18 protein-coding genes are annotated in these 16,530 nt (G+C 42.5%); 4 read left to right on the top strand and 14 right to left on the bottom strand.

What is annotated here, in order from left to right:
* From hprK to BQ5367_RS01395, 4 genes are read left to right on the top strand one after another with little or no spacing between them, the layout of a single operon-like run.
* Window positions 1–951: an HPr(Ser) kinase/phosphatase gene (hprK, locus tag BQ5367_RS01410; protein ID WP_071440801.1), complete on the top strand. Its 951-nt coding sequence runs from the start codon at window positions 1–3 to the stop codon at window positions 949–951.
* On the top strand, window positions 948–2,435 hold the full coding sequence (gene lgt, locus BQ5367_RS01405) for a prolipoprotein diacylglyceryl transferase (RefSeq protein WP_071440800.1): 1,488 nt from the start codon (window positions 948–950) through the stop codon (window positions 2,433–2,435). Before hprK ends, lgt begins: the two co-directional genes overlap by 4 nt.
* Window positions 2,405–3,325, top strand: a complete 921-nt coding sequence (locus tag BQ5367_RS01400; RefSeq protein ID WP_071440799.1) for an NAD(P)/FAD-dependent oxidoreductase — start codon at window positions 2,405–2,407, stop codon at window positions 3,323–3,325. The genes lgt and BQ5367_RS01400 overlap by 31 nt, the downstream gene beginning before the upstream one ends.
* Window positions 3,273–3,656 (top strand): nucleoside triphosphate pyrophosphohydrolase family protein, encoded by a 384-nt coding sequence (locus tag BQ5367_RS01395; protein WP_235858717.1) that lies wholly within the window; start codon window positions 3,273–3,275, stop codon window positions 3,654–3,656. The genes BQ5367_RS01400 and BQ5367_RS01395 overlap by 53 nt, the downstream gene beginning before the upstream one ends.
* 87 nt (window positions 3,657–3,743) lie before the next feature.
* Here BQ5367_RS01395 and BQ5367_RS01390 read toward each other — a convergent pair whose 3' ends face one another.
* From BQ5367_RS01390 to BQ5367_RS01330, 14 genes are all read right to left on the bottom strand, one after another.
* The gene (locus BQ5367_RS01390; RefSeq protein ID WP_071440797.1) at window positions 3,744–4,097 is read right to left on the bottom strand and encodes an HAD family hydrolase; all 354 of its coding nucleotides are present in this window, start codon (window positions 4,095–4,097) and stop codon (window positions 3,744–3,746) included.
* 69 nt (window positions 4,098–4,166) lie between these two features.
* Window positions 4,167–6,023, bottom strand: coding sequence for a recombinase family protein (locus BQ5367_RS01385; protein WP_001820670.1), 1,857 nt, complete (start codon window positions 6,021–6,023; stop codon window positions 4,167–4,169).
* 54 nt (window positions 6,024–6,077) lie between these two features.
* Window positions 6,078–6,341, bottom strand: coding sequence for a hypothetical protein (locus BQ5367_RS01380; RefSeq protein WP_000253176.1), 264 nt, complete (start codon window positions 6,339–6,341; stop codon window positions 6,078–6,080).
* Window positions 6,341–6,571 (bottom strand): YdbC family protein, encoded by a 231-nt coding sequence (locus BQ5367_RS01375; RefSeq protein ID WP_001206986.1) that lies wholly within the window; start codon window positions 6,569–6,571, stop codon window positions 6,341–6,343. Before BQ5367_RS01375 ends, BQ5367_RS01380 begins: the two co-directional genes overlap by 1 nt.
* Before the next feature lie 45 nt (window positions 6,572–6,616).
* The gene (locus BQ5367_RS01370) at window positions 6,617–7,471 is read right to left on the bottom strand and encodes a ParB/RepB/Spo0J family partition protein (protein ID WP_000743700.1); all 855 of its coding nucleotides are present in this window, start codon (window positions 7,469–7,471) and stop codon (window positions 6,617–6,619) included.
* An 8-nt stretch (window positions 7,472–7,479) separates the two neighbouring features.
* Entirely contained in the window at window positions 7,480–8,445 is a 966-nt protein-coding gene (mobV, locus tag BQ5367_RS01365; RefSeq protein ID WP_001820668.1) for a MobV family relaxase, read from the bottom strand.
* 524 nt (window positions 8,446–8,969) lie between these two features.
* Entirely contained in the window at window positions 8,970–9,995 is a 1,026-nt protein-coding gene (locus BQ5367_RS01360) for an AAA family ATPase (protein ID WP_001170964.1), read from the bottom strand.
* Window positions 9,996–10,453: 458 nt separating this feature from the next.
* The gene (locus BQ5367_RS14045; RefSeq protein WP_000331638.1) at window positions 10,454–10,624 is read right to left on the bottom strand and encodes a hypothetical protein; all 171 of its coding nucleotides are present in this window, start codon (window positions 10,622–10,624) and stop codon (window positions 10,454–10,456) included.
* 83 nt (window positions 10,625–10,707) lie between these two features.
* Window positions 10,708–11,133, bottom strand: a complete 426-nt coding sequence (locus tag BQ5367_RS01350; protein ID WP_000323895.1) for an RNA polymerase sigma factor — start codon at window positions 11,131–11,133, stop codon at window positions 10,708–10,710.
* Window positions 11,134–11,227: 94 nt separating this feature from the next.
* A complete protein-coding gene (locus BQ5367_RS01345) occupies window positions 11,228–11,740 on the bottom strand; it encodes a sigma-70 family RNA polymerase sigma factor (RefSeq protein WP_000241709.1) in 513 nt (170 codons plus the stop codon).
* A gap of 487 nt (window positions 11,741–12,227) precedes the next feature.
* Window positions 12,228–12,398 (bottom strand): cysteine-rich KTR domain-containing protein, encoded by a 171-nt coding sequence (locus tag BQ5367_RS12960; protein ID WP_004614788.1) that lies wholly within the window; start codon window positions 12,396–12,398, stop codon window positions 12,228–12,230.
* A gap of 54 nt (window positions 12,399–12,452) precedes the next feature.
* Window positions 12,453–14,372, bottom strand: a complete 1,920-nt coding sequence (gene tet(O) / locus BQ5367_RS01340) for a tetracycline resistance ribosomal protection protein Tet(O) (protein ID WP_000691758.1) — start codon at window positions 14,370–14,372, stop codon at window positions 12,453–12,455.
* A 366-nt stretch (window positions 14,373–14,738) separates the two neighbouring features.
* Window positions 14,739–15,113, bottom strand: a complete 375-nt coding sequence (locus tag BQ5367_RS01335; RefSeq protein WP_001129922.1) for a TnpV protein — start codon at window positions 15,111–15,113, stop codon at window positions 14,739–14,741.
* The gene (locus BQ5367_RS01330; protein ID WP_071440796.1) at window positions 15,094–16,314 is read right to left on the bottom strand and encodes an HAD-IIB family hydrolase; all 1,221 of its coding nucleotides are present in this window, start codon (window positions 16,312–16,314) and stop codon (window positions 15,094–15,096) included. Before BQ5367_RS01330 ends, BQ5367_RS01335 begins: the two co-directional genes overlap by 20 nt.
* Window positions 16,315–16,530: the final 216 nt, after the last annotated feature.

The raw sequence follows: 16,530 nt of genomic DNA, 5'->3' as shown, positions 1-16,530 counted from the left end.
ATGGGAGAAAGAAAAGTTACTGTAAAAGATTTGAAAGAGCATTTAAATTATGTTCAAGTGACTGGTGATGAACTCTCTTTAGAAAGGGAGATTCTCGTAGCGGATACTAATCGTCCCGGATTGGAATTGACAGGTTATTATCTTCATTCGCAACGTGAGAGGATCGTTATTTTGGGTAATAAAGAAATGGGGTATATTCAGGGCATGAGTCATGAGGCTCAATTCACGAGCTTTGAATACCTGACACAGGATGAAACGCCTTGTATCATCATTACTCATGGAGCTCAGTGTCCGGATCTTCTTCGTGAAATTGCACAGCGAAAAAAATTTCCAGTGTTATGTACACATGAAGAAACCTATCGTGTCATCATTGATACTGTTACTTTTTTAGATGAAAAGATGGCACCTATGACTTCATTGCATGGAGTTTTGGTACAGATCTATGGGAAAGGCGTACTGCTCACAGGAGAGAGTGGTATGGGTAAAAGCGAAATCGCCCTGGAACTAATTAAAAAGGGTCATCTTTTGATAGCCGATGACCGTGTTGATTGTTTTTTGATGCATCAGGAAATTATCGGTCAGTCACCGCCTGTATTAAAAGAAATGTTAGAAATACGTGGTGTTGGAATTATTAATGTATCGAAGATGTTTGGTGTCAGCAGTGTATTAGATAAAACGAAGATAGATTTAAATATTCATTTAGAACCATGGCAAGTCGAAAAAGATTATGATCGTGTAGGTATAGAAAAAAAGAAATATAAGGATATTTTAGGTGTTTCTATTCCAAAGCTCGAACTTCCAGTCAAAGAAGGGCGTTCTATGGCAGCAATCATTGAGTCAGCGGTGACGAATTATCTGCTTAGCAGCATGGGGCAGGATAGCGCTAAAGAGTTCGAGGAAAGGATTCTTCGCTATATTGAGTTCAACAAGAACGGAGGAAATGAATCATGAGTTTTTTTCCAACAAGACAGATTTTTCTTGAAATTGGTCCCTTGTCAATTACGTGGTATGCAGTGTTAAGCATTTTAGGTTTTATCGTTGCATATTATTTGTCACGGCATACTTTATTAAAGATGAAAGTTGATAAAGAAAAGATCGAGGATTTTCTTTTCTATTTATTGCCAGTTGCTTATGTTGGGGCACGTCTTTGGTACTGTGCGTTTGAGTGGCAGCGTTATGTAAAAGATCCGATCTCTATATTATATATCTGGGAAGGCGGACTTGCATTTCATGGCGGTGTATTTGCGGCAGTTATATTTTCAATATATTACTGCCGGAAAAATAAGATCCATCTTTTACGCTTTGGAGATGCGATATTTCCAAATGTATTAATTGGACAGATGATTGGCAGATGGGGGAATTTTGTCAATCAGGAGGCTTTTGGACCTGTTGTAAGTTCTGAAAGCTTAAATTGGCTGCCGGATTTCATTAAAGATGGAATGTATATTGATGGTGCTTATCATATGCCAACCTTTCTTTATGAAGGTATAGGAAACCTGATCGGATTTATTCTGATTCGTTTTATATTTAATCGTTATGGGCGAAAGAAACGTGGAGACCTCATGTATGCTTACTTTATGTGGGAAGGAATGATTCGTTTCTTTATTGAAGGTTTTAGAACAGACTCATTGATGATTGGTCCGCTGAAAACAGCTCAGCTTGTTTCTGTGGCATTGATTCTGATCGGTCTGTTAGGTCTTTTAGGTGTATACGACCGTGTCTTTAAGAATTATTATCCGTTTAAGAAAGAAAAACCAGTTATTCTATTTGATGTGGATGGTACCCTGATTGATACGATACCTCTGATAACGGCTAGTTATAAGCATGTGATTGAACGTCATGCTTTACAAAAGGAATTAAGTCCTGCTGAGTATAAGAATTTATCGGGACCGCCTCTTGAAGTAACATTAAAAGAATTATATCCAGAAGCTGATGGAGCGACGATTGATCAATATGCACGGGAATATCGGGAATATAATCTTGCTCATCACGATGAAATGGTCAAGGTATTGCCGGGTGTCGTAGAGATGCTGGATTACTGTAAAGAAAACGGTTATGCGATAGGTGCTGTTTCTAATAAAGTGGAATCAACAGTGAAACATGGATTAGCTTTCTGTGGCATTGATAGTTACTTTGATGTTGTGGTATGTAAAGAACAGATGGAGAAGGCAAAACCTGATCCAGATGGTTTATTAAAAGGATGTGCTCTTTTAAACAAAGGGCATGATGATTTAATTTATTGTGGTGATTCGCCAAGTGATGTAATGGCCGCTAAAAATATGGCTGCTTTTTCAGTAGGTGTTGTTTTTGACGAAGAAAGAAAAAACGCTATTGAAAAAACTCATCCTTGCGCAATTATTACAGAATGGAAACAGTTTTGTGAACTGTTGAAGGAGGAAAGAGAATGGAGCGACAATTCGACCTTGTTGTGGTAGGTGGTGGTCCAGCAGGACTAAGTGCTGCCATTTATGGTGCAAGAAGCGGTCTGTCTGTAGCGGTGTTAGAATCATATGCGCCAGGTGGAAAGCTTGTGAAGACAGCACATATTGAGAATTATCCAGGTATTGAATCAATGGAAGGGACAACGCTAGCCATGAATCTATTGAATCATGCGACTCATTTAGGTGCTGAATATATTGTTGGTGAAGTCAGCAAGATAGAAGGGAAAACGGTTATCTGTACTGATGATAGTAAAATTACGGGTAAGGCACTGATTCTTGCGACGGGGACATTAGAACGTAAGTTAAATATTCCAGGCGAAGAAAAGAATGTAGGTCGTGGGGTTTCCTATTGTGCGATTTGTGATGGTGCATTTTTCAAAAATAAAGTGATTACCGTTATCGGTGGAGGAAACAGTGCTTTAGAAGAAGCTTCTTATTTAACGCAGTTTGCAAGCAAAGTTAATGTTTTGGTAAGAAATGAGCTGCGTGCGGATAAAAATATTCAGGATGAAGCCTATGCGAATGATAAGATTGAAATCATGAAAAAAATCGTTCCTTTGGAAATATTGGATGATGGCAAAAGAGTGAATGGGATCAGAGTAAAAAATGTTGTGACAAATGAAGAGTATGTTATGGAAACAAGTGCAGTATTCCCATATGTAGGTTCAGATCCAATTACATCTTATGCGAAAGATCTGGGTATTTGTGATGAACATGGTTATATTGTAACTGATGAAGAAATGGCGACGGCTGTTGAAGGAATTTTTGCGGCAGGGGATGTTCGAAAGAAAACGATTCGCCAGGTGGTAACAGCAGCAGGCGATGGGGCAATTGCAGCTCAGAGCGCCTTCCATTACATTAAAAAGCATGATGAAAGCAAATGATTATCAAAAACAGGCGTTGCGTACGCTGAATCCGTCACTCTCAAAATCTGAAGTGTTGATTAATGGCGTTATGGGGCTTTGCGGAGAGTCTGGAGAAGTGATTGATCTTGTGAAAAAACATTTGGCACAGGGTCATGAACTGAATCGTGAAAAGTTAGCGAAAGAACTTGGAGATGTAGCGTGGTATCTCGCAGAAACGGCTTATGCGCTTGATTATGATTTAGAAAGTATTTTTCAAATGAATCTGGATAAGCTTGCGCAAAGGTATCCTGATGGCTTTGAAAAAGAAAAATCAATGAATAGAAATGATGAAACTGACTATGTGAAGTAAATTACTTTACAGGTCTGAAAAACTTTTGATTATATTAAAAAGGTGATTTTATGATCACCTTTTTTTGACAAAAATAATAGGTTTGATTTAAGATTCGATCCACTTAAAATGCTTACAGGCATTATATAATCCATCATCTTCAATTCTCTCTGTTACATAATCAGCAACATCCAGACATTGTTGACATGCATTTCCCATCGCAATACCGATTTGAGCATTTTTCAACATTGTTATATCATTTTCACCATCTCCAAAAGCTACGGTGTTCTCACGATTATAGCCATAGTATTCCGCAACTTTTAAAATAGCACTGCCTTTATCGGTATTTTCTTGTGTGATTTCATGAGAAATATTTAAATGAGTAACTTTAGATTTCATAAATATCTTATCTAAATCATTGTTTTGTGATTCTTTATAAGGATAATATTGAAGATGTATCACTTTTTCATTTTCATATTTTTTTCTGGTGGTATCATGCCATACTGATACTTAAATAATCCACGTACAAATTCAGTCGGTCATTTTTTGCGGACAGTTCATACATGCTATCCTTTTCTGTTCTCTGCTCCTGCGTTTGCTCTCGTTTGATTTCTCCCTCCGTATCTTCTTGGCACAAGCAGGACAATACCTTGATGCACCAGAGCCCGGGACATATTCAACGCCGCACACCGTACAATTTTTAGCGGGCATTGCTGCCCACCGTTTTGTAGGTATGATATGTAATTCATCGACAAAGCCGATGAATTTATAGTAAATCTTGATTTCCTGCTTCACTGTTCCGTCTGCCATCTTCTCACGCTCCGAAACAAGTATCTTGTCTATGAGTGCGTTTATAACTGTTGCATCCAGTTCTTTTAAGCCTTGATAATTTCGGATAAGGGCGAGGAAGTCACGGATTCCCCGTGATTTCTCGTAGCTTTCATTAAGAGTTTCCGTCACCTCTTTCAGCCTTGCTTCAATTTCAAGCTGCTCTTTCTGGTATTTCCCCGACATCATCTCAAAATTCCGCTCGGTAATACGCTCCATGACCTTATCCTCGTAGAGAGAGGAAAACAGCCTGTCCAGTTCCGCAAGGCGTTTGTTCAGCTTCTTACGTTCTTTCTCTAATGCTTTCGCCCTGCTCTGGTCTGTTTCCGTGAGCCGCTTTTCTATGGCCCTGACCGCCTTTTCATCATTCACTGCCATATCCGCAAAACAGTTGATGTCGGCAAGAACGGCATTGAATAAATCCCTTGCTTCTATATTGTGGGCACTACACTCGCTTCTTCCGTTTCTTGCATAATTATTACATGAATACTGTACACAGTCGATAATCTCTGGGCGTTTCCTCCTGTGTACGTTCATTGCCCGCAGAGCACATCCGCAGTCCACACACTTGATAACGCCTGCAAAAATATTTACAAATCCTCCCTTGTTCTGTGGAAGCCTACGACTTGTAATAAGCTGTTGGACAATATCAAATTCCTCCTGCGTGACTATTCCCTCATGGGTATTGGGTATCACTTCCCATTCTTCGGGCAGCTTAGAGGGGCGTTTCTTGCTTTTCATATTGGCGGCAATCCGTTTGTAGCCTACAAGATTTCCCGCATATATCGGGCTTCTTAAAATGCTCCTCACGCTGTTCCCACTCCAAATATAGCGTTTGTCCTCGTTCCCCTCAAAATGACGTTCAAAGCCTGTTTCGCCACGCTCCGCCGCATAAGCGGCAGGGCGTAGGATATGCTGTTTATTAAGATGTCTGCAAATTTTGGCAACTCCATTCCCTTTTAATGCAAGGTCGAATATCTCTTTTACAACATGTGCCACTTTATCATCTATCAGCAGATGGTTGTGGTCGGCAGGGTCTTTGATATAGCCATAAGGGGCGGTAGTTCCCATGAATTTCCCCTGTTGAAACCTCGCCCGATATGCCGATTTTATCTTAACAGATATGTCAGCGGCATACATTTCGTTTAAAATGTTGCGGAAAGGCGTGATGTCCATAGCAGATTTATTCAAGGTATCTACGCCGTCATTGACCGCTATATACCTCACGTTATGCTCTGGGAAGAAAACTTCCAGATATAACCCACAATCAAGATAGTTTCTCCCCAGACGGGATAAATCTTTCGTAATCACGCAGTTTATCAGACCGCTTTCAATGTCTTTTATCATATTCTGGAAACTTGGTCTTTGGAAATTTGTACCAGAATAACCATCGTCCACATACGTTTTTGCTATGTGCCATCCCTGCTTTTTCACATAATCCGTGAGGATGGATTTCTGTGTCGCAATGCTCGCACTCTCGTTATCCGTACCATCGTCTTTAGATAAGCGGCAATAAATGCCGACTAAATAGATTTTCTTTTCTTCTTTGATTCCTGCCATACTGTAAAACCTCCGTATCTGTCCTATCTGTTTTCATGTCCCATTGCGTACATTCTAAGCGGACAGCCCCTCATTGTCGAAGGTGTCGCCCTCGGCAATCTTCTTCCGAATATCCTCGGAGATAATCGGGACAAACGCTTCTGTAACGGTCTGTGTGCCGACATATTCACGGCTGATTATCATCTGCACTGGTGCTTTTGGCACGATACGCTTTCTCTTTTTATCTGCTTTCTTATCCTCGCCCATACTTAAATCTTCCTTTCCAGACAGGGCAGGGAAGAGTTTGGAAATGTCCCCGCCCTGCCAATCAGATACCATTAATCCTCGCTGTTTAATTCTTTCTGTAATGCTTTAAGGAGTGCCGCCGCTTCATCAGCGTTCAGCGTGATTCCCTTGCCGCACTTTTCACGGTTCGGGGAAAAGCTGCGGATGTCATACTTCGGCTCTTTCCCATTCCATGAAATGAGATTGATTTCCTTTGTGTAGCCACTGTCGCCCGTAGACAATACTGCGATTTCCTTTACGATTTCATACTGGATTTCTCTCATTCTCCATACCTCAACTCTCTGTATTTACTTCCCGAAAAAAGAAGATTAGCGGCTGTCACGGTTGCGTTTCCTCTGCAACTCACGCTCCAAAAGTTTGATGATGGTTTCCTCCATCTGCTTCGGCGTTGTGTTCTTCGGAAAGTATTTTTTCAGCTTGCTTGTGTTGATTTTCAAGGTTTCTTTCTGGTTGCCCTTTTCCTCCGTCATAATCGCAAATATCGTATCCATGTCAAGCCGCCCGCTCTGGCTTAACTGTTTCATCCGCTGTGCCTGTGAGAGTGAGGGCGTTGCTTCTTCGCTCTCCATCGTGGCAAAGAGGTTTTCCTGCTCGTCTTTCTTCAAGAAGGACAGTTCCACCGCAGGCGTGAGGGCGATTTTCCCCTCGTCCACCATCTGCAAAATCGGCGGTATCAGTTCCGTCAGGCGGATAAAACGCTGCACGGTCATCCTGCCCACGCCGAAGCCCTGTGCCACCTTGTCGTCCGTCCGCAACTTCGTCACAACTTGTGACGAGGTTAAGTCTGTGCGGAAACCCTGCCGCTTCATGGCTTCGGATTTCATCTTGTAAGCAAACGCCCGCTCCGATGGCAGGATATTCTCACGCTGCAAATTGCTGTCTACAAGGGTGATGATGGCTCGGTCACGGTCTAAGGGCAGGACAAACGCAGGCACGGTATTTATCCCTGCAAGTTCAGAAGCACGGACACGCCGCTGTCCTGCAATCACTTCATAACCGTCCCCGTCCTCTTTCGGGCGTGTGATTATCGGCGTGACAATGCCAAATTCCTTGATGCTTTCCGCTAACTCTGACAGTGTTTCATCTTCTGCCACATGAAACGGATTGTCGGGGAACGGGTACAAGTCTTTGGTCTTTAACACCTTAAAATCCTGTTTCTTCATTCACATATCTACCTTTCTTTCGCTCTGCTTCTATGATTTTTCTGCAATTCTTCCAACACTTCGGGCGGTATTTTTGACAGCAGCCGCCCCATCTGCTCGTTGGTTCTCTGCAATTCAAATATCTTCTGATTCGCTTTCTGCACCTTTAGTTCCTGCTCGTACTTTTCATCACGCATACGCCCCGCATAGTCTGATTCCTGCCCAATTCTCTCTTTCAAACTGTCGATATACGCCTGCTGTTTCCCGATTTCCTTAGAGAATTTCTCCACGTCTGGCAGCCATGCAGAGAGTAAATCTAACGCTTTATCCCTTTTCTTCCCTGCGTTAAAGGCGTTGATGTCGGATAGGGCAGACACGATTTCTTCATACTGTTTATCAAGCCTGCCGCCTAATTTATAGAGCCATGTGGGGACGTGTTTCCGCTTGGTTTCCATTGAGGACTGCCCCCGTTCAAGCTGATTCCACCGTGAGGACATCCGCTCATGGTAGGCGGTCTGCCACTCGGATAATGATTTCTGGTTGCCTAAGATAGCTTTCGCTGACAGCTTATTGTCTGGCGTAATCGGCACAAAGCAGAGGTGCATATGGGGCGTTCTCTCGTCCATATGGACGACAGCGGAGAGGATATTCTGCTTTCCAACACGCTCCGAAATGAAGTCAAGAGCCGTCTGGAAATACGCTTTTTGTTCTTCGGGCGGTAACTGGTTCATAAATTCTGGTGAAGCTGTGATGAGCGTTTCCACCATCATCACGCTGTCTTTCCTTGTCCTGCACCCCGCTTCGGCTACCATGCGGTTAATCTCTTTCTTGTAGGTGTACTTTGGTGGTGCTATGAGATGGTAATTGTTTTTAGAGCGTTCCATATCTATATCTGGGTTGCTTTTGTAGGCTTCTTTCTTCCGCTCGTTGTGGCGTTCACAAGCCGCAACGCCGCCCGCTTTTCGTTTCTGGAAACGCAGGATTGCATAAGGCATAGGCGGATTCCTCCTTTCTTTCGGCGGGTGACCGTCCTTTGGGGTGACAGCGGTGACGGTGGTGACAGCAGTTTTGGGATACCCCCTGCCGACTGCCGCAACTGTCACCCTCACCCCCTGCATGACGGTCATGTCGATGATGACGGTGTTTTTGGGATACCCCCCTCGCAAGAGCCGTCACCGTCATGCCGCCATTCTTTTATCCGAAGCCGTAAGGCGTAGGATAGCAGGGCACAGCCCTGCCTTAAGGGAGTCCAGAGGGAACGTCTGGCACACGACTTTGCAGGGCAAAGTGTAGTGTGTTACACCCTGTAAACGCAGTCGGAAAAATCGGAATGATTTTTCTGACCGCAGGGGTGGTTTTACACGACCGAAAAGGGCGAGTAAATCTCACGCCTGCATTTTGCGTTTACGGGGTGTTCTCCCGTAGGGATGACAGCGGCAGGGTATCCTAAAATCACTGTCACCACCGTCACTGCTGTCACCCGCAGGGCAGAGCCGCCAGCTTTACATGGCTTTAAGCGTCAATGACAGTAACAGGGGGGTATCCTAATATCGCTGTCACCACCATCACCGCTGTCACCCGCCCTCCTTGCAAGGGCAATCCGCCTGCCGTCTTTCCTGCGGCTGTACTGGTAGCAGATACGGTTCTCGCTTAAAAATGTGGTGCGGTATTCATTCAGCCATTTCGTAATCACCGTGGGTATGGTTTCCGTTTCCCCCATAGCGGCTAACAGTTCCGTTGCCGTGCCTATCCATTCTTCCTTATCCCTCATAAAATCCACCAACCGAAAAAGGACATCTGGTATCGTTTCTTTCGCAAGCTGCTCCTGCGTTTTCCGCTCCACAAGCTCCCAACGGCAATCACGGAAACGCAGCGTGTATTCCTGATAAGGCGTGTCCCTGCCCGTCACATACAGCTTGGCGGTGTCAGACGCACGTTTCTCCTTTTCCAGAACAAAGGTAGCGTCCGCACTCCCCGTTAATCCTGTCGTCCCAGACACCTTGTTGAACACGTCGCTGTCATTCTGCTTTCGGATGTGGTGTACGACAATGACCGCCAGAGAGTGCCTGTCGGCAAAGTCTTTGATGAGGGAGATGTCCCCATAGTCGCTTGCATAGGCATTGTCTTTTGAAGCTGTACGGACTTTCTGCAAGGTATCAATGACAATGAGCCTGCTGTCTGGGTAATCTTTCAGATAATCTTCAAGCTGCACGATAAGACCGTCTGACAGCTTGCAGCTTGCCACGGCAAAGTGGAGCCGCCCGCTTGCTTCGTCCGTCAAACGAAATAACCTGTCCTGTATGCGGCAGAACGTGTCCTCAAGGCAGAGGTAAAGCACATCGCCCTCCATTGTCGGCATATCCCATAAAGGGATTCCCTGCGACACGCATAAGCATAGCTTCAGCATGAGCCAGCTTTTGCCTATCTTCTGTGAGCCGCAGAACAGCGATAAGCCTGTCGGGATAAGGCTGTCCACCACAAAGGATGGTTTCTCAAGCGGTTCATAAAGGAGCGTTTCGGCGTTGACTGTCTGTAACTTCTGCATGGCTTTCCTCCTTTCGGGCGGTGTCTTTGTTTTCGTTGCACATAGGCGTTGACCTCCTTAAAAATAGATTTACTCCCACGGAAAAAAGTGAGAGTATGTAATGCCGCCAATCCCACACAAATAAAAAACAGATTTCTTTTTCGGGCGGTGTCGGTCACGGTTGGAGATATTTCTTCAATTTCCGCCTTTACTTTCTCCTTTGCAATCGCAACAGATTTCTGTATTGCCGAAGCGGTGCAATGCTCCATAGCGGCGATTTGGTAAAAATTGAACTCATACTCGTAGTAGAGCAGGAAACGCCGCCTTTGTATCTCTGGAAGGCTCCCAACCGCCTTATAGAGCGTTTCATTCCGTTCTTCCTCAACCATGCGTTCATCAAGGCTCTTAGGCACACGCAACGCCCGTCTGTAAAGGGTTTCGTCCCATACCTCGTTAAACTCCCTGTGCCGCTCGTCCCATTAGAAAAGATTCCTGTTCCTGCGCTCCATCTGCCGAAACTCCATAAAGAACTGTTCCGACACTTCCAACTCGTGGGATTTGCCCTGCCCGTCCTTAAAGCTGATAAAATACCTTGTGCCGCTTTCCGTGGATTCCTCCCGAAGCGTGTATGCCTTAACCCTGTATGCCATCCTGTTGTCCTCCTGCAAAAAATGAGTGAGGGGATTTCCATCCCTCACCCAGTAGCCCGCAGGATGGCAGGCTGTTTTAGAAGCTATAAAATTTTCCGCAGCTTCTTCCGCAGATGGTCTAACCTCGCATAGATGGCACCAGTCGTCAAATGCACAAGCGGGGCAATCTCCTTTGTGGAATACCCCTGCATTTTCAGCAGGACGATTTTCAAGGTACGCCCGTCCACCGTGACTAATACTTGATAGAGATTTTCGCTCTCAATCTCTTCCAGTAACTCCGCAACCGTACCCACTTCCGCCTGCCGCTCCCTGCCTGCCATGTCCTCAAGATATTCCGCAACGTCATTCGTCCATCGGTAAAACCGCCTGTTGGAATTGAAGTCTGCCCTGTCCGCCATGCGTATCTGCTCAATGGTCGCTTCATCAACGCCGCACTCACGCAGCAGCTTTTCCTCCGCTTCTTTCCAGATACGCCATTTCCTGTCCTCCCGTCCGTGGTTGTATGCCATTCTTACTTCCTCCAATCAGAATTGATTGAGAGGGCAGAGAAAAGCCCCCTCATCTTCCCAAAGGAAAAAACAAGGGGGCTGAACGCCTTAAATTTTAATTTTCTATTATCTTTCTTAGTTTTATTAGGATTCTGGCTTTGCGTTTGTTTACAACGCTCTGGGTTATGCCCAACCTCGCCCCGACTTCACGCTCGGAAAGTCCGTCAAAAAAGATTGCCTGTATCAGCTCCTGTTCACTATCCGACAGCAAAGGCAGGGCGGCTTTCAGCCTGTCCACCATGACCGCATTGACAACGGTTTCTGCAATGTCCACCGCTTCATCAGTGATAAAGTCCAGAGGATTCCCCTCGCTGTCCGTAAATCCGTCGAGAGATAGCAGTCTATTCTTTGTATCTAATTTTTGCAGATAACGCCACCGTTCCTTGTCACGGTAGAAGTCTGTGTATTGCTCCCTCACGACTTCAAGCAGACAGCCTTGAATGGGGATAAACAGCTTGTCCATATAGGTCTGGTCGGATTCCCTGCAACGGCAGAACTCCGTGTAGGATAATTCCACATAGCCGCCACTTTCTCTGATATATACCTTTCTTGGTGCATATTTCACCATAAATACCTCCCATCTGAATTTTTGAAATGTAAAAAATCCAGATGGAGAGGCGGAGAACGACACCGCATATCAGAAACAGCCCTACGGCACTTTCCAACAAAAATCGACAAAAGAAAAACCGCAAAGGCTCTGTGACCTTTACGGTTATAGGAAATAGTAATTCTATTGTATGGAGATTGTACTTCTACTTTCAAGGTGAGAAGTACCGTTGCACTGGCAGAAATTTTTTTAACTGGTTTCCTGCCGTTCTCTGATATGCTATGTATTGATAAATTTTGCTTCGTATGAGCAGATAGATAACTGCCCGAAAAAAGGACATAAAAAAATCCCTCCAAATTTAAAAACAAATTCAGAGGGTAATTTAGGGTATAACAAAATAACCCACCCGAATATCGTTTTTTTTATTTGGTGAGTTTGTTCTTTCAAATACGAAACAAAAAGAGCCGATGATTCGTGAATTGTTCCACAATTTCATCGGCTCTGCGTCTTAAGCGTCTGGCTCTTTGATGACAGTTATCTTCAAGTTGTCAACTTTAATCAATCTTTCTTGTCTGCATTTTGGACAATAAAGGGGATAATTCTCCAAAACAGTGTCCTTCCTAATTTTATTACGGGTTTTGCTCCCACAAACAGGACACAATATCCATTCGCATTTCATCATAATTAGTCTCTAATCCTTTCAAATCTCATTTTATATGACTTTTGCAAGCTGTTAAGCTAACTTGTGGAACATATGCCGAACCTTATCTATACGGCTATTCGGGCGGCGGGGTTGGCAAATAAATTTACCAATAGCTGGCTGGTATCCTTTTAACTCTGTCAAGCAGACTCCCTGCCCATTTGTGAAATAAGTTAAATCGTTCCTGTATTCTTGAATACATCTAGCAGGGATTTCTCCTTTCAGAATGACCTCGTCATTCTTTATCTGAGTACTTACAATATCTGCACAATACCTTGGAGCATCATGATACGCCCGTGAGAGATATTCCTGCGGTGCATAAATTTCAAAGTGGAGATATGGCTCTAATAGTTCTGTCCCTGCTTTTTTTAAAGCCTGCTCCAATACGATAGGGGAAAGCAGCCGAAAGTCTGCGGGGGTACTTACAGGACTATAATACAATCCATATTCAAAACAGATTTTACAGTCTGTCACTTTCCATCCATACAGCCCCTGCTCGCAGCCATAAAGAACCCCCTCCATAACCGCATTTTGGAACGATTGATTTAAATATCCAAGTGAAACTCTGCTTTCATACTGCACTCCGCTTCCAATAGGGAGCGGCTCTATGGACAACCCGACAGAAGCCCAGAAAGGATTTGGCGGGACTTCTATGTGGATGGTATATTCTGCTTTTCTAAGCGGTCTTTCCATATATATAACAGTAGGCTCTTTTATTTCTGCCTCCACATGATATTTTTCCTCAAGGATGGCACAAATGACTTCCATCTGCACATTCCCCAAAAAAGAAAGTATAATCTCATGCGTTGTAGTATCCACATAATATTTTAAAAGAGGGTCGCCATCTGAAATTTCTGTAAGTGCCCCAAGCAATATTTCCCGCTGTTCAGATTTCTTTACTGCAATCGTTGTTTGGAGCATAGGGAGAGGATTTTCAATAAATTTTCTCTGCGGCAACAGTATTTCGTTCCCCAAAATACTGTTTAGCTGCAAAACATCATTTGGTAAAATTACAATATCACCAGAGCAGGCTGTATCGGATGAATATAATTCACCGTTTGTCGGAACACACATCTCTGTGATTTTTATTTTCTCTTTTTCAGATATTCTAATAACATCCCTCAAATGCAATGTTCCGCTATATATACGCACATAAACAAAACGCCGCCTTTTCTCTGAATATTCAATCTTAAAAACCTGCCCGCATAGTTCAGATTGACCTTCAGGCGTTGATGAATAAAATTTACTGGCAATTACTTCTATAAGCTGCCGAATCCCCAGATTGTTTTTAGCGCTTCCGTGATAAACGGGAAATAACGTTCCGTTTTGGAATCTCCTGTTTTCTTCCTGTTCCAGTTCTGACATTTTAAACGGTTTCCCTGACATATATTTCTCTAATAGTTCATCGTTTCCCATAATTACCGCATCCCACTGTTCCATATCGTCATTGTCCGTTACATTTATATGGGGATGCTGCCCAACCTTTTGCTTCACTATAATTTCCGAAGAAAGCTTTGCTTTCATTTCCCGATATACCATTGGCAAATCAATCCCCTCTTGGTCAATTTTATTGATGAAAAAAATTGTCGGAATCTTCATTATCTGTAGTGCATGAAACAGTATACGGGTCTGTGCCTGTATGCCATCCTTTGCAGAAACTAATAATACTGCTCCGTCTAATACGGATAAAGAACGGTATACTTCCGCCAAAAAATCCATATGGCCTGGCGTATCTATAATGTTGACTTTTACATCCTCCCACTGAAAAGATGTCACTGCTGTCTGGATAGTGATTCCCCTTTGACGCTCCAAATTCATTGTATCTGTCCTTGTTGTGCCTTCATCTACGCTCCCTAGTTCTGCAATTGCACCACTGGTATACAATAAACTTTCCGTTAATGTTGTCTTTCCTGCGTCAACGTGAGCCAGAATGCCTAAGTTAATTATTTTCATGTGATTTTCCTCCTATCAACACCCAAAAAAGGGCATAAAAATACCCAGTGATAAATACTCCTATCACTGGGTAAATAACTCCAATAGCCCCAAAACACTTATATGTTTTCGGGCATATAAAATTACATGATAAAAGTATTCTTAAACTGGGTACAAAAAACTAAGCCCCATATTAAAAGTGAAACGGGACTGCTACTTTTTGTTCCCACTATCAAATTGACAGTTTATTTAAGAATACCTTGCCGCATATTTATTAACTCCTTGTATAATACTGAATCTAATTATATTCCTTAACCCTTTATTTGTCAAGCTGACAAACTAAAGCAGAAAAAGCGGCAGGATTTCCCCCTGCCACTAATCATCTGTTTATGCAAAAATAATTTCCTTTTCCACAATCTCCCTCGCACAAGCCCTTATGTTATTGAGGCATCCTGTCCATTCTAAGGCGTTTTCTGCCTTTAGCTGTTCCGTTATGCCCTGTGCCTGTTTCATACCCTCTATGAGCCTTTCAAAGCGTTCCTGTGCCTGTCTGTTGATGTCGGCAAGGTAGGCGTTTAGCCTGCCGCTTGTAAGAAGATTGGTGTATGTAACTTTACGGTACTGTTTTAGATAATCTAAATGCCGTTGCCCCCAGATGCCTATTGCCTGTTCTTCTTCGGCGGGTACAGTTAAGCACGGTATCAAATAATCCCCTTGCCTTTCGTATTTGCCGCCCAGTTCCTCAAATAATGATTTTGCCATTGTCTGTTACCTCCACATTCTTTTTTATTTTGAATGTCCGCAAAATCCGTCCTACATCAGTGGAATTATAAAGGTAACTTTTTTCATCGGCCGTTACATAACGATAGGGAATCTTATTTTGATCTAAATATTTTATAGCTTGGCAAACTTCATCATGATTTACTTCATGATAAAAATCTTTACCATCTATAGTAATATGTCCGCCAGCCAAACGAATGATCGCATTAAACATATTCAGAAAAGATTTAGGTAAATGAATCATTTCATCACTGCTTCTACTAGTACAGATACAACATTTTTTTCCTTTTTTTCTTAATGCATGAATTGTTGAGATTGTAGATTCAGGTGATGCTTGAATATCGTTTCTAAAGGTAGTGCCATCAATATCAAAAAAGAATATCGTTGGATCAATTGGATCAATTAAGTGATGATCTACACAAAAAGTGTAAATACCAGCATTTTCAATTGGATCACAAATATAATCAGCCTGTTTTTTTAATTCATCTTTACCATTTCCTACAGCTACGCCCATTCCTGCAGCTTTGATCATACTGATATCATTGATGCCATCACCAAAACATAGAATTTCCTTTAAGTCTAAATTATATAATTTACTAAAATACTTGATTCCATATGCTTTATCAATATTGTTAGGATTAATATGACCGTTGTTTCCCCAAATTTCTAAACCTTTTTCACCCACGAGGTCAATAATTTCCTGTGTCTGCTTTTCGTTTGCTCCATAATAGACAATATTACATAATGCCTCTTTATTCCATTTTTGAACAGTCGGGCAGTCTTTTGCCCATTCTAAATGATGTTTTTTTATATTTTCGCTAGGCTCGCTGGAGAAATGAGGCTGTCCTTCCACAGGTGTCCACAAATAATATAAACTATCTTGTTGATCAAGGTAATTTATATACTTTTGTGTATCACTCTCATTTATTTTTTCTATATGCAGTATTTTCCCATCTCTAATATAAATAGAACCTGTTCCTGCTATTATTAAGTCAAAGTCATCAAAAATATTTTCAGGTAAAGAGCAGAATTCTCTTGGAAAACGTGATGTACACATTCCTAAAATATATCCATTTTCTTTCAGTTTTTTAATAGTATACTTTGTAAGCTCAGGTATTCTGTGCTGTTTATGTGAATATAATGTATCATCTACATCAAATAATATTCCTCTGATACTCTTCATAAAAACCTCCAGTAAAATAATAAATGTTTTAAACTTTGAAGTAAAGAGAATTGTTTTTGTTTTGATTGGAATATTTTTAATCAAAAAACGGTATATTAAATTATCGTGGGAAATGACCCCTGCTTTAAATTTTGAGTGGGATAAGACTTTCCTCGCTTTAAATTTTAGATGGGGTTAAAAAAACTACCTCGCTTTGATAGAATTTTACTGGTCTAT

It is taken from the genome of Traorella massiliensis (assembly GCF_900104665.1).
GTDB classification, from domain to species: Bacteria; Bacillota_I; Bacilli_A; order Erysipelotrichales; family Erysipelotrichaceae; genus Traorella; species Traorella massiliensis.
Note: the sequence above shows the minus strand (reverse complement) of the source record. Positions and strands in the feature narration are given on the sequence as shown.

Excerpts from the sequence above, each read along its gene's own strand:
- BQ5367_RS01345 (WP_000241709.1), bottom strand. The coding sequence starts at position 11,740 with ATGGTGAAATATGCACCAAGAAAGGTATATATCAGAGAAAGTGGCGGC.
- BQ5367_RS01385 (WP_001820670.1), bottom strand. The coding sequence starts at position 6,023 with ATGGCAGGAATCAAAGAAGAAAAGAAAATCTATTTAGTCGGCATTTAT.
- BQ5367_RS14045 (WP_000331638.1), bottom strand. The coding sequence starts at position 10,624 with ATGGCATACAGGGTTAAGGCATACACGCTTCGGGAGGAATCCACGGAA.
- BQ5367_RS01330 (WP_071440796.1), bottom strand. The coding sequence starts at position 16,314 with ATGAAGAGTATCAGAGGAATATTATTTGATGTAGATGATACATTATAT.
- BQ5367_RS01400 (WP_071440799.1), top strand. The coding sequence starts at position 2,405 with ATGGAGCGACAATTCGACCTTGTTGTGGTAGGTGGTGGTCCAGCAGGA.
- BQ5367_RS01335 (WP_001129922.1), bottom strand. The coding sequence starts at position 15,113 with ATGGCAAAATCATTATTTGAGGAACTGGGCGGCAAATACGAAAGGCAA.
- mobV (WP_001820668.1), bottom strand. The coding sequence starts at position 8,445 with ATGCCTTATGCAATCCTGCGTTTCCAGAAACGAAAAGCGGGCGGCGTT.
- BQ5367_RS01360 (WP_001170964.1), bottom strand. The coding sequence starts at position 9,995 with ATGCAGAAGTTACAGACAGTCAACGCCGAAACGCTCCTTTATGAACCG.
- BQ5367_RS01375 (WP_001206986.1), bottom strand. The coding sequence starts at position 6,571 with ATGAGAGAAATCCAGTATGAAATCGTAAAGGAAATCGCAGTATTGTCT.
- BQ5367_RS01370 (WP_000743700.1), bottom strand. The coding sequence starts at position 7,471 with ATGAAGAAACAGGATTTTAAGGTGTTAAAGACCAAAGACTTGTACCCG.
- BQ5367_RS01380 (WP_000253176.1), bottom strand. The coding sequence starts at position 6,341 with ATGGTATCTGATTGGCAGGGCGGGGACATTTCCAAACTCTTCCCTGCC.
- BQ5367_RS12960 (WP_004614788.1), bottom strand. The coding sequence starts at position 12,398 with ATGAAATGCGAATGGATATTGTGTCCTGTTTGTGGGAGCAAAACCCGT.
- hprK (WP_071440801.1), top strand. The coding sequence starts at position 1 with ATGGGAGAAAGAAAAGTTACTGTAAAAGATTTGAAAGAGCATTTAAAT.
- lgt (WP_071440800.1), top strand. The coding sequence starts at position 948 with ATGAGTTTTTTTCCAACAAGACAGATTTTTCTTGAAATTGGTCCCTTG.
- BQ5367_RS01350 (WP_000323895.1), bottom strand. The coding sequence starts at position 11,133 with ATGGCATACAACCACGGACGGGAGGACAGGAAATGGCGTATCTGGAAA.